The sequence below is a fragment of the Pseudomonas sp. URMO17WK12:I9 genome (assembly GCF_900230165.1).
GTDB classification, from domain to species: domain Bacteria; phylum Pseudomonadota; class Gammaproteobacteria; order Pseudomonadales; family Pseudomonadaceae; genus Aquipseudomonas; species Aquipseudomonas fulva.
The window spans coordinates 1-12,502 of record NZ_OCMQ01000001.1; the positions used below are offsets into that span (position 1 = coordinate 1).

Genomic DNA, 12,502 nt, shown 5'->3' on the forward strand with positions numbered 1-12,502 from the left:
AGGCCCCATCCTGGGGCCCAGCGCTTGACAGGCATCCATGCCTGTCACCTCCCTCCGCAAGACCTGCGTTCGGCCTTCTGAAGTCGCGAAGATCAAAAGCAAGATCAAGATCAAGATCAAAAGCAAGATCAAAAGCAAGATCAAAAGCAAGATTAAACGCTATGGAGTAAGGGGGAGTCAGTATTGAACTCAAGAGTCATGAGAGGTTGTGTTGGAAGCACGTACGCAGCGCAAGGCCCGATAGCGACCTTGAACGTGAAGAAGTTGTAGCTCGGTGCAAGTCAGGCGCGCGTACTGTCGCCTTGAGCGCCCCATCAAGGGGCGGGTAATAGCTGAATAACTACAACCTTGGAGGCCAGCGCCGGAAGTCCACAGCGTATCGGCAAGATCACCTCGACCCCGCCACACTATCGCCTCGATAGCGAACGGTGGTTGTCCTGCAACCTGCGAAAGAGGACAATTATCGGCTTCCTGTCACAACCAGCGATCTTGCATGGCCTTTCTTGCACTTGGTATCAACCATAAGACTGCCTCGGTAGACGTACGCGAGCGCGTGGCGTTTACCCCGGAGCAGCTGGTGGACGCCCTGCAGCAGCTCTGCCGCCTCACCACCAGTCGCGAGGCAGCAATCCTGTCCACCTGCAACCGCAGCGAGCTCTACATCGAGCAGGACCAACTGTCGGCCGATGCCGTGCTCCAGTGGCTGGCCGACTATCACCGCCTCAGCCTCGACGAACTGCGTGCCAGCGCCTACGTGCATGAAGAACACGACGCCGTCCGGCACATGATGCGCGTCGCCTCCGGCCTCGACTCACTGGTGCTCGGCGAACCGCAGATCCTCGGCCAGATGAAATCCGCCTATGCCGTTGCCCGCGAGGCCGGCACCGTCGGGCCGCTGCTCGGGCGCCTGTTCCAGGCCACGTTCAGCGCCGCCAAACAGGTCCGTACCGACACCGCCATCGGCGAAAACCCCGTGTCGGTCGCTTTCGCGGCCGTCAGTCTGGCCAAACAGATCTTCAGCGACCTCGCCCGCAGCCAGGCACTGCTGATCGGCGCCGGCGAGACCATCACCCTGGTCGCTCGCCACCTGCACGAGCAGGGCGTACGCCGCATCGTGGTGGCCAACCGTACGCTCGAGCGCGCCAGCACCCTGGCCGAACAGTTCGGCGCACATGCCGTGCTGCTCGCCGATATCCCCCAGGAACTCGCCAACAGCGATATCGTCATCAGCTCCACCGCCAGCCAGTTGCCGATTCTGGGCAAGGGCGCCGTCGAAAGCGCCCTCAAGCAGCGCCGACACAAACCCATCTTCATGGTCGATATCGCCGTCCCGCGCGACATCGAGACCGAAGTGGGCGAGCTCGACGATGTGTACCTGTATACCGTCGACGACCTGCATGACGTGGTTGCCGAAAACCTCAAGAGCCGCCAGGGCGCTGCCCAGGCCGCCGAAGAACTGGTGGCGGTGGGGGCCGAGGATTTCATGGTGCGCCTGCGAGAGCTGGCCGCTGTCGATGTGCTCCGGGCCTACCGCCAGCAAAGCGAGCGACTGCGCGATGAAGAACTGCAAAAGGCCCAGCGCTTGCTGGCCAATGGTGGCAACCCTGAAGACGTATTGGCCCAATTGGCGCGCGGCCTGACCAACAAGCTCCTGCATGCGCCCAGCGTGCAGCTGAAAAAGCTCTCGGCCGAGGGCCGCCTCGATGCGCTGGCCATGGCCCAGGAACTCTTTGCCCTCGACGAGGGCTCCACGGACAAATCCCTGCAATGAAAGCGTCGCTGCTCAATAAACTGGACATTCTCCAAGACCGCTTCGAAGAACTCACCGCCTTGCTCGGTGATGCCGAGGTCATTTCCGACCAGACACGTTTTCGCGCCTATTCCCGCGAATATGCCGAAGTCGAGCCGGTGCACACGGCCTATCAGCAATGGCGCAAGGTCCAGGATGATCTTGAAAGCGCCCAGGCGCTGCTCAAGGACAGCGACCCGGACATGCGTGAAATGGCCGTGGAGGAAGTGCGTGAGGCCAAGGACCAGTTGGTGGCGTTGGAGTCGCAACTGCAGCGCATGTTGCTGCCCAAGGACCCCAACGACGGGCGCAACGTGTTTCTCGAGATTCGCGCTGGAACGGGTGGCGACGAAGCGGCGATCTTTTCGGGCGATCTGTTTCGCATGTATTCGCGCTACGCGGAAAAGCGCGGCTGGCGGCTGGAGATCCTTTCCGAGAACGAAGGCGAGCACGGCGGGTACAAGGAAATCATCGCCCGCGTCGAGGGCGAGAACGTGTACGGCAAGCTCAAGTTCGAGTCCGGCGCGCACCGTGTACAGCGCGTCCCTGAAACCGAATCCCAGGGCCGCATCCACACCTCGGCCTGCACCGTGGCGGTTTTGCCGGAGCCGGATGAACAAGCGGCCATCGAGATCAACCCAGCCGACTTGCGCGTGGACACCTACCGCGCGTCCGGCGCGGGCGGTCAGCACGTGAACAAGACCGACTCGGCCATCCGCATCACGCACTTGCCCACAGGCATTGTCGTCGAATGCCAGGAAGAGCGTTCCCAGCACAAGAACCGTGCGCGCGCCTTGTCCTGGTTATCGGCGAAGTTGAACGACATGCAGACCAGCGCCGCTCAGAACGCCATCGCCAGTGAGCGCAAACTGCTGGTGGGCTCCGGGGATCGCTCCGAACGCATCCGCACCTACAATTATCCACAGGGTCGGGTCACGGACCATCGCATCAACCTGACCTTGTACTCGCTGGACGACGTGCTGGCCGGTGGGGTCGATGCGGTGATCGAGCCCCTGCTGGCCGAATACCAGGCCGACCAACTGGCTGCACTGGGGGACTGATGACCATCATCGCCAGCCTGCTGCGCAACGCGCAGTTACCCGACTCGCCTACCGAGCGCCTGGATGCCGAGCTGCTGCTGGCGGCGGCGCTTGGCAAGTCGCGCAGTTATTTGCACACATGGCCAGAGCGCATCGTCAGCAGCGAAGCTGCCCAGACCTACGCCGGCTACCTGCAGCGGCGCAGGGAAGGGGAGCCTGTGGCCTATATCCTGGGCCAGCAGGGCTTCTGGAAGATCGATCTGGAAGTGGCCCCGCATACGCTCATCCCGCGCCCGGACACCGAACTGCTGGTCGAGACGGCACTGGAGTTGCAGCCTGCGCTGCCGGCCAGGGTGCTCGACCTGGGGACCGGCACCGGTGCAATTGCCCTGGCGCTGGCCAGCGAGCGACCGGCGTGGCAGGTAACGGCGGTGGATCGCGTGCCCGAGGCCGCCGCGTTGGCCGAGCGCAATCGCCAGCGGCTTGGCCTGGCCAACGTCCGCATCCAGGTCAGCCACTGGCTTGAGGGGCTTGCCGACGAGCGCTTCGACCTGATCGTCAGTAACCCACCCTACATCGCGGCTTCAGACCCGCATCTGGTCGACGGTGACGTGCGCTTCGAGCCCAGCAGCGCGCTGGTAGCCGGGGTCGACGGTCTTGACGACCTGCGGGTCATCGCCGCCCAGGCGCCGAGCCACCTCACCCCTGGCGGTTGGCTTCTGCTCGAGCATGGTTACGACCAGGCTGATGCCGTCCAGGTGCTGTTGCGGGAAAACGGCTTTGTCGAGGTGGGCAGCCGCATCGACCTGGGCGGTCACCAGCGCATCACCGTGGGGCGCTTGCCATGCTGAGCGACCAGGAGCTGCTGCGCTACAGTCGGCAGGTATTGCTGTCCCAGATCGACATCGACGGCCAGCTGCGCCTCAAGCAGAGCAAGGCCCTGATCGTCGGACTCGGTGGCCTGGGCTCGCCTGTGGCGCTGTATCTGGCAGCTGCCGGCGTTGGCGAGCTGCACCTGGCGGATTTCGATACGGTCGACCTGACGAACCTGCAGCGCCAGGTCATCCATGACAGTGCCAGCGTGGGCATGAGCAAGGTCGACTCGGCCCTGCAACGTTTGCAGGCGATCAACCCGGAAATCGACCTGGTCGCCCACCGCCAGGCGCTGGATGAAGACTCACTGGCCGCTGCCGTATCGGCAGTGGACCTGGTCCTGGACTGCTCGGATAACTTCGGTACACGTGAGGCGGTCAACGCGGCCTGCGTGGCGGCCGCGAAGCCCTTGGTCAGTGGCGCCGCAATACGCCTGGAAGGCCAGCTGTCGGTGTTCGACCCGCGCCGGGACTACAGCCCCTGCTATCACTGCCTGTATGGCCATGGCAGCGAGGCCGAGCTGACCTGCAGCGAGGCTGGCGTGATCGGCCCCTTGGTGGGTCTGGTGGGCAGCTTGCAGGCGCTGGAGGCCATGAAGCTGCTGGCCGGCTTTGGCGAACCCTTGGTAGGGCGACTGTTGCTGATCGACGCCTTGGGCACGCGCATCCGTGAGTTGCGGGTCAAACGCGACCCTGGCTGCGCGGTGTGTGGCAAGCGCGATGGCTGAGCGCGAGGGGCCGGTCGGGGTGATGGACTCCGGGGTGGGGGGGCTGTCGGTGCTTGCCGAGATTCGTCAACGCTTGCCCAACGAAACGCTCCACTACCTCGCGGATTGTGGCCATGTGCCGTACGGGGAAAAGTCCCCGGACTACATTCGTGAACGCTGCCGCCACATCGCCGCCTTCTTGCATCAACAAGGCGCCAAGGCCATGGTACTGGCCTGCAACACGGCTACCGTGGCTGCGGTGGCTGATCTGCGCGCGCACTATCCTCACTGGCTGATCGTGGGCATGGAGCCGGCGGTCAAGCCTGCCGCAGCGGCCACCCGTTCAGGGATAGTCGGCGTGCTGGCCACGACCGGAACCTTGCAAAGTGCCAAGTTCGCCGCCTTGCTCGATCGCTTTGCCAGCAACGTGCAGGTGATCACCCAGCCTTGCCCCGGGCTTGTCGAACTGATCGAAACGGGAGACCTGAACAGCCCGGTGTTACGCACGTTGCTGGGCAGGTACGTTGAACCGCTTCTGGCGGCGGGCTGCGATACCTTGATACTGGGCTGCACGCATTATCCGTTCCTGAAACCCTTGCTGGCTGAAACGGTGCCGTCCCACGTGGCCGTCATCGATACGGGCGCAGCCGTGGCGCGCCAACTCGAACGCCTGCTCGCGGGTGCTGATCTGCTGGCACCCGGCCCGGCTCGGCCAACGCGGTTCTGGACCAGCGGCGATCCACGCGCGTTGATGGATATCCTTCCGGTGCTGTGGCATACCTCTCAAGACGTGGAACGTTTCACGTCCTGAGCACGCTGCACTGCATGACTGCACGGTGTGTTGAGCCTCGCAGCTAGTGCTGCGGCAGCGGCCAGAGATTCGACGGGTTCAGCGTCTCGAGCACCAGCTCAGGCTCACGTGCAGGCAAGCGCGCCAGAAGCTCCAGCGCCGCTGTGTCGGCGGTCCAGTCTTCCGGCACCGCGCTGGCAGCCGTCACAGGGTTTTTCAGGGACTGCGGCGCTACCACTGTCAGCGCTATGCCGTTGGCGAGCAACGATGAACGCTGCTCCCTTACCCACTGCACGGCGTTGTTCCAGCCGGCAGGAAACTGCGTCGGCGCGTAGAGCTGCGTGGCGGAGTAGCGGCTGAAAACCGCCATTATCTGGGGCGTATCGCCCTTGGCCAGCAAGGGCGTGGCGTACTCGAGGCAGTGCTGTGCCGCCTGAAGGTTGGTGGTGATCAGATGCTCGAACAACTCGCTGTCCGAGGTACCAGGGAGCACGTAATCACAGGTGGCGGCATTCAGGATCAAGCCATCCAATGAGCCCCAGGCGTCGCCGATCATGCGGCCTGCCTCGTCAGCATCGGGCTGCTGATGTAACTGGCCTGGAAGCCGCAGCAAGCGATCGCCATGGTGCAAGCACAAGCGATCGAGTTCCTCGCTTGCACCTGCACTGGCGGCGACCCGCTGCCCATTAGCTAAAAGATTGCGGACCAGTGCCAGGCCCAGCCCATCCGTTGCGCCCGTAACCCAAAAACTGCGTGAGCCACCCACGGCATTGCCCTCTATACACGACTAGCGGGGCAACTCCTTGAAAGCCTGGAGCGCCCGCTGTCGACTACTGTGAAGATCGACGATAGGAGTGGGATAGAGGTTAGCATCAATCAAGCCGTGGCATTTTCCGGGGTCGTGGATATTTTTGTCGTCAATGCCCTGCAATTCAGGTACCCACTGACGAATGAAGCGGCCCTTGGGGTCAAAACGTTGGGACTGCGACACGGGGTTGAAGATCCTGAAGTAGGGGACCGAGTCGGTGCCGGTGGATGCGCTCCACTGCCAGCCGCCGTTATTGGCCGCCAGATCGCCGTCGATCAGATGGCGCATGAAGTGACGTTCCCCCAGCCGCCAGTCGATCAACAGGTTCTTGCTCAGGAACATGGCGGTCAGCATGCGTAGCCGGTTGTGCATCCAGCCGGTGGCCAGCATCTGGCGCATGGCCGCATCAATGATCGGGAAGCCGGTTCGGCCCTGCTGCCAGGCTTCGAATTCCTTGGGTGCCTTACGCCACGGCAACGCCTCGGTGTGCGCACGGAAGGCACGATGCCGAGACACCTGGGGATAGCCCGTCAAGATGTGCTTGTAGAATTCGCGCCAGAGCAGCTCGTTGATCCAGGTCTGGACGCCGCTGCTGCCGCTGTCGAACTCGCCTCGGTTGTGGGCCAGCGCGGCATGCAGGCATTGGCGGGGTGAGATGACCCCCGCTGCAAGGTAGGCTGACAGCTGACTGGTGCCCTCGCGAGCAGGAAGATCACGCAACGTCTCGTAATCGTCGATGACCTCGTCGGTGAATCGGGCAAGCCTTGCCTGAGCCTCCTGCTCGCCAGCAGGCCAATGCTTGCGCAGCGCGTCTGCGGGCTTTTCGAAGGGGTCGACATGGTGCGCAATCGGGTCGCTCTTGATTGATGTCGGGGCTTGACGTTTAACCGGTGAGGCCATTGAGGGCAGGCTGCGGTGCAAGTGTTCCAGGCAGTTTTTCTTGAATTGGCCGAACACCTGGAAGTAGCCGCCACTGCGGGTCAGCACCGTTCCGGGCCGGAACAGGAGCTGGTCGAGGTGGCTGTGAACCTGAACCTCGGAGGCTTCGAGCAATTGGCGCGTGGCCGTGTCGCGGCGGGCCTCGTTGATGCCGTATTCCTCGTTCCAGTGAACGCTCTGGACATGATGCTTCCGGCAGACGTCGAGCACAGCCTGAGGCGCATCATCCCAGGTGTCTATCGTGCGTATGAGCAATGGGATGTTGAGCGCATCAAGCGACTGGCGCACCTCGCGCAGGTTGCGTAGCCAGAAATCCACTTTGCAGGCCGCATCGTCATGGGCCTGCCATTGACCAGGGCTGATAAGCCACAGGGCCAGGGTTGGGCCACGTTCACTGGCGGCGCTCAGGGCGGTGTTGTCGGTAACGCGTAGGTCACTGCGAAGCCAGGTCAAATGCATGAAATCGGAATCTCTCCAGGCTGGCAGTCACAGGCCTTGCAGTAACTGCAAGGCCGCTTGAGGGGTATCGAAGGTGTGCAGGTGAGGCAGGTCGAGCGAGCCCAGTTGGGCCTGATGCAGCGCCAGCAAGGCTCCCCCGGCAAGGGTGGGCAGCTGCAGGTTCTGGAGCGTGCGCTGCAACGCGCGGGTGTCGATGCGCGGGCCGAGGTTCAGGAGCACCGCGCGCGGCTTCAAGGCCGCAGCTGCACTCTGCAACTGCGCACCGGCCACGGCTTGCTCGAGGATTTCCACCGCAAAGCCATTGCTGGTGAACAGCCATGCGCAGAGCCACAGGCCAGGGTCGAAGCCTCGGTCACTGTCTTCGGCAAGCAGAACCGGTGGGCCCTGTAGCAGCTGATTGTCGTGATACACCCGCGCGCCCAGTTTGCTGCGCAACCACGTATGGAAGAACACCTGCTCAAGCCGGGCGTTGAAGTAATTGCGCCAGCGCAGTTCCAGCAGGTCCAGCAAAGGCAGCAGCAACTGCTCGCATAACGTGACGGCAGGGTAGAGCGCCATGGCCTGGTTCAACTGATGATCCAGCGCCCGTTGCGACAAGTTGGCGATGGCTTCGAGCATCTGGAACTGACGGGTTTGCCAATCCCCGGTGGGTGGGGTGCTGAGTGGCTTGTCCAGCAAATCCCCCACCTGGCTGACCGATGCACCACGCTGCAACCAGGCCAGGATCGCTTCCACTCTCTCGACCTGTTCGACCGGGTACAGTCGATGCCCCTTGGGTGTGCGCTGTGGCTTGAGCAGCCCGTAGCGCCGCTCCCATGCGCGCAGGGTGACCGGGTTGACGCCCGTGCGCCGGGCCAGCTCACCAATTGGTAGAAGAATCTCAGACCGCATTACGTAGTCCCAGGCGTTCAGGATGAGGCTGCAAGTAGGCTTGTTGCAGCAGGTAGGGGTCAGGGTGGTTGCGCAGATGATGCTTGAGCAGGGTCAGCGGTACGATCAAAGGCACGACCCCTTGCTGGTACTGTCCGATCAACGTCTGCAGCTCGGCTTTGTCGGCAGGGGTCAGGGCGTTTTTGAAGTAGCCGCTCAGATGCTGCAACACATTGCCGTGTGTGCCACGGCTGGCACAGCGGCGCAAAGCCTGCATCAGCTCCGAGAAATAGCGGGGGGCGACAACGGCCGTATCGTCGTCCTTGCTCATGCTGCCGAGCATGCGCCCCAAGGTGCGATAAGCCTGCGGGTTGTTCGCCATCAGCAGGTACTTGTAGCGGGAGTGGAAAGCCAGCAGCGCATGGCGACTCAAGCCTTGCTCAAGCAGATGTTGCCAATCGGCGTACGCGTACACGCGGCTGATGAAGTTTTCGCGCAGCACAGGGTCGTGCAGGCGGCCTTCCTCTTCGACCGGCAGGTCTGGCCTTAGCTCGCAAAAAGCCTGCGCATAGGCGCCGCGACCGCGGTTGATGGCCGGGTGACCATTGTCCTGGTAGACCTTGACACGCTCAAGACCGCACGAGGGCGACTTCTGCATGAAGATGTAGCCGCAAACATCATCAAGTTCGGCGGCCATCTGTTTACCGTAATCACGCAGCGGACCCGTATAGTCCAGGTCAGGGTTGCGCGTGCCCACGACTTCAGGATGTTCAGGGTCGCCCACCAGCCGGATTGGATCGCGCGGTACACCCAGGCCAATGGCCATTTCTGGGCACACCGTCGTCCATTCGAAATGTTCTTCCAGTTGGGTGCGGCACAGGTCCGAGGACTTGTGCCCACCGTTGTAACGCACGTTATGCCCGGTCAGGCAGGCACTGATAGCGATGCGCGGCTTGTGGTGAACTGCAGGGTCGTGCATAGCTGCCTCCGTAAACCTGTACAACTTATCAGTCATGTACAGGAATATTCCAGCACATAGTGGGTCCGGTGCGAACCCTTAAGGTGTAGATAGCCGATCAGTCCAAGTGTTCAAGTAAACGGCGCGCGGCCTCTTGTCCACTCAACCAGGCACCTTCCACCCGTCCGGACAGGCACCAGTCCCCGCAGGCATATAACCCTTGGTCGGCATCGGCCAGGGCGCCGAATTCGTGATGGCTGCCGGGGCGGGCGTACAACCAGCGGTGGGCCAGGGCAAACGCGGGCTCAGGCACGGCGCAACCGACCAGTTCGGCGAACTCGCCGCGCAGGTGCTCGACGACGTCGTCCTTGGACAGGTCGATGTGTTGTCGGCTCCAGTTGGAAGTGGCGTGCAGTACCCACGTGTCCAGCGTCTCGTCGCGCCCCGGCTTGCTGCGGTTGCGTGCCAGCCAGTCAAGCGGGCTTTCCTGGACGAAGCAGCCTTGCATGGGCGTATCCAGAGGGGCCTTAAAGCCCAGCGCCACCGCCCAGGTTGGCTCCATCTGCACCCCGGCGGCCACGGCTGCGAGCTTTGGCGTGGCTGCCAGCAGGGGCGTTGCCTGTGGCGCCGGTACGGCAACCACCACACGGCGGAATGGACCATGGCTGCAGCCCTCGGTGTCCTGCAGGTGCCAGTAGTCCTTGCCGCGAAAGACCTCGGTAATACGGCAGGCGAAGCTTACGGTCATGTCCTTGAGCAGGCCGCGGGTGATGGCGCTCATGCGTGGCACGCCCACCCAGCGGGTCTGTTCATCGGGGGAGGGGGTGAGTGACCCGTCGCGGTAGTTGTACAGCTGTGGTTTCCACTGCGCCGCCCAGCCGGCGGCTACCCAGTGCTGCAGTTCTTCGACGAAGCGGCGGTCACGGGCGGTGAAATACTGCGCCCCCAAGTCCAGTGCACCGGCTTCGCTGCGTTTGCTGGCCATGCGCCCGCCGCTGCCATGGCCCTTGTCGAAAAGGTGCACGGTCTGCCCGGCGCTCTGCAGTGCCTGGGCGGCTGACAGGCCGGCAATGCCAGCCCCGATGATGGCAATAGGTATGGTCATGATGGCCTCTTAAAACCTTGCTATGCGCAGATTACGCTGTCAGGCAAACCTGTACAATCATAAAAATATGTATAAGTATATTCCGCAAGTAACGATTGGTTGGCCTATGTTTATCGGAGAGCATGGGCGCTAGAAAGTGCCTTGATGTTAAAAATAGACCACTGCCTTATTCCATGAGGACACTGCCATGCACATCCTGCTGACAGGCGGCACCGGATTGATAGGCCGGCACTTGTGCCGTCACTGGCTTGCTCAAGGGCATCGGCTCACCGTGTGGAGTCGACGTCCCGAGGCGGTGGCGACGCTTTGCGGCGACGGTGTCAGAGGCATTGCCGAGCTCAATGAACTGGAAGCGGCCGACCCCATTGATGCCGTGGTGAATCTGGCCGGTGCGCCGATTGCCGATCGACCCTGGACGGCCTCTCGGCGCAACCTGCTGTGGTCAAGCCGCATCGCCCTTACGGAGCAATTGCTGGCATGGCTGGGCAGGCGTGAGCAGCGTCCGGGCGTGCTGATCTCAGGTTCGGCCGTGGGATGGTACGGTGACGGCGGCGAACGTGAGTTGACCGAAGACGCCCCGCCGGTGGTCGAAGACTTCGCCAGCCAACTGTGCATCGCCTGGGAGGAAACGGCGTGCCGTGCACAAGCGCAGGGCATTCGGGTGGTGCTGGTGCGTACAGGGCTGGTGCTGGCCAGCGACGGCGGCTTCCTGTCTCGCCTGCGCTTGCCCTTCAAGTTGGGATTAGGTGGGCCGATAGGCAACGGTCGGCAGTGGATGCCCTGGATCCACATAGACGACCAGATCGCCCTGATTGATTTTCTCTTGCAGCGCACCGACGCCAGCGGCCCTTACAATGCCTGTGCACCTGAGCCTGTGCGTAACCGTGAATTTGCCAAGCAGCTGGGCAGGGCGCTGCACCGACCTGCCGTGATACCCCTGCCTGGGTTGCTGCTGAAAGCTGGCCTGGGCGAGATGTCGAACCTGCTGCTCGGTGGCCAGCGCGCCTACCCCACGCGGTTGCTGGCAGCCGGGTTCACGTTCCGCTTCAACGATCTGCAATCGGCGCTGGGCAATTTGTCCAGCCGCCTCTGACATAGGATGCTGCATGACCGATCACGCTTTGCTGCTGGTCAACCTGGGTTCACCGGCCTCCACGTCGGTAGCCGATGTTCGCCGCTACCTCAATCAGTTTCTCATGGACCCCTATGTGGTCGACTTGCCCTGGCCCATCCGGCGCCTGTTGGTGTCGTTGATACTGATCAAGCGTCCCGAGCAGTCCGCCCACGCCTATGCCTCGATCTGGTGGGACGAGGGCTCGCCGCTGGTGGTGCTTACCCGTCGCCTGCAAGCGGCCATGGTCGATCACTGGCCTCACGGGCCGGTGGAAATCGCCATGCGCTACGGTGAGCCAGCCTTGCCCCAGGTACTGGAGCGGCTTGCGGCGCAGGGTATACGCAAGGTCACCCTGGCGCCCCTGTACCCACAATTTGCCGACAGCACAGTAACGACCGTCGTGGAGCTCGCCCGGCAGACCATCACCGAGCAGCAACTGCCGCTGCAGATGCGCGTGCTGCAACCGTTCTACGATGATCCAGACTACATCGACGCATTGGTCGCCAGTGCCCGGCCCTATTTGGAGCAGGACTATGACCACCTGCTGCTCAGCTTCCATGGCTTGCCCGAACGCCATTTGAAGAAACTCTTCCCCAGCGGTACGAGGCATGACCTGCGAGCGCCCGAGTGCTGCGAAGGTGCCAGCGCCCAAGTGCGTGCCGTGTGTTACCGCGGGCAGTGCCTGGCTACGGCCAGGGCGTTCGCGACGAAGCTGGGCATACCAGCGGGCAAGTGGTCGGTCTCCTTCCAGTCGCGGCTGGGCCGGGACAAGTGGATCGAACCCTATACCGAAGCGCGGCTGGACGAAATCGCCCAGGCCGGGGTGAAGAAGTTGCTGGTGATGTGCCCGGCCTTCGTGGCTGACTGCATCGAGACGCTCGAGGAAATCGGCATGCGCGGCAGCGAGCAATTCGTCGAAGCCGGTGGTCAGGAGCTGGTGCTGGTGCCCTGCATGAACGAACACCCGGAATGGGTGAGGGTGCTGGCCAAGCTCTGCGAAAACGCTTGATGGCCCGCCTGGTCTGGCCCCGTCGAGGACGGCGCCAGACCA

General features: G+C 62.8%; 11 protein-coding genes and 1 pseudogene. 7 read left to right on the plus strand and 5 right to left on the minus strand.

Annotated elements, in window-relative coordinates; genetic code table 11:
- Positions 1 to 493 precede the first annotated feature (493 nt).
- From hemA to murI, 5 genes are read left to right on the plus strand one after another with little or no spacing between them, the layout of a single operon-like run.
- Complete coding sequence (gene hemA, locus CRP40_RS00005) at positions 494 to 1,771, plus strand: glutamyl-tRNA reductase (RefSeq protein ID WP_027916625.1); 1,278 nt, start codon at positions 494 to 496, stop codon at positions 1,769 to 1,771.
- Positions 1,768 to 2,850 carry a peptide chain release factor 1 gene (gene prfA, locus CRP40_RS00010; protein ID WP_027916624.1) on the plus strand — a complete coding sequence of 361 codons (1,083 nt, stop codon included), beginning with the start codon at positions 1,768 to 1,770 and terminating at the stop codon, positions 2,848 to 2,850. Before hemA ends, prfA begins: the two co-directional genes overlap by 4 nt.
- A complete protein-coding gene (prmC, locus tag CRP40_RS00015) occupies positions 2,850 to 3,680 on the plus strand; it encodes a peptide chain release factor N(5)-glutamine methyltransferase (protein ID WP_027916623.1) in 831 nt (276 codons plus the stop codon). The genes prfA and prmC overlap by 1 nt, the downstream gene beginning before the upstream one ends.
- Complete coding sequence (locus CRP40_RS00020; protein ID WP_027916622.1) at positions 3,674 to 4,429, plus strand: molybdopterin-synthase adenylyltransferase MoeB; 756 nt, start codon at positions 3,674 to 3,676, stop codon at positions 4,427 to 4,429. Before prmC ends, CRP40_RS00020 begins: the two co-directional genes overlap by 7 nt.
- Positions 4,422 to 5,219, plus strand: coding sequence for a glutamate racemase (gene murI / locus CRP40_RS00025; protein WP_027916621.1), 798 nt, complete (start codon positions 4,422 to 4,424; stop codon positions 5,217 to 5,219). The genes CRP40_RS00020 and murI overlap by 8 nt, the downstream gene beginning before the upstream one ends.
- A 43-nt stretch (positions 5,220 to 5,262) precedes the next feature.
- Here the strand turns inward: murI and CRP40_RS00030 are convergent, their stop codons facing one another.
- The 5 genes and pseudogenes from CRP40_RS00030 to CRP40_RS00050 all read right to left on the minus strand — a co-directional run bounded on the left by CRP40_RS00030 (position 5,263) and on the right by CRP40_RS00050 (position 10,337).
- Positions 5,263 to 5,964 (minus strand): SDR family oxidoreductase, encoded by a 702-nt coding sequence (locus tag CRP40_RS00030; protein ID WP_033695226.1) that lies wholly within the window; start codon positions 5,962 to 5,964, stop codon positions 5,263 to 5,265.
- Between the two features lie 21 nt (positions 5,965 to 5,985).
- Positions 5,986 to 7,404 (minus strand): deoxyribodipyrimidine photo-lyase, encoded by a 1,419-nt coding sequence (gene phrB, locus CRP40_RS00035; RefSeq protein WP_027916619.1) that lies wholly within the window; start codon positions 7,402 to 7,404, stop codon positions 5,986 to 5,988.
- Positions 7,395 to 8,295 (minus strand): annotated as a pseudogene (locus CRP40_RS00040) (MerR family transcriptional regulator). Before CRP40_RS00040 ends, phrB begins: the two are co-directional and overlap by 10 nt.
- Positions 8,285 to 9,253, minus strand: a complete 969-nt coding sequence (locus CRP40_RS00045) for a DUF523 and DUF1722 domain-containing protein (protein WP_027916618.1) — start codon at positions 9,251 to 9,253, stop codon at positions 8,285 to 8,287. Before CRP40_RS00045 ends, CRP40_RS00040 begins: the two are co-directional and overlap by 11 nt.
- 97 nt (positions 9,254 to 9,350) lie before the next feature.
- Positions 9,351 to 10,337: an NAD(P)/FAD-dependent oxidoreductase gene (locus CRP40_RS00050; RefSeq protein ID WP_027916617.1), complete on the minus strand. Its 987-nt coding sequence runs from the start codon at positions 10,335 to 10,337 to the stop codon at positions 9,351 to 9,353.
- Positions 10,338 to 10,524: 187 nt separating this feature from the next.
- Between CRP40_RS00050 and CRP40_RS00055 the strand changes: the two genes are divergently transcribed.
- The gene (locus CRP40_RS00055; protein ID WP_027916616.1) at positions 10,525 to 11,430 is read left to right on the plus strand and encodes a TIGR01777 family oxidoreductase; all 906 of its coding nucleotides are present in this window, start codon (positions 10,525 to 10,527) and stop codon (positions 11,428 to 11,430) included.
- 13 nt (positions 11,431 to 11,443) lie between these two features.
- Positions 11,444 to 12,460: a ferrochelatase gene (gene hemH, locus CRP40_RS00060; RefSeq protein WP_027916615.1), complete on the plus strand. Its 1,017-nt coding sequence runs from the start codon at positions 11,444 to 11,446 to the stop codon at positions 12,458 to 12,460.
- Positions 12,461 to 12,502: the final 42 nt, after the last annotated feature.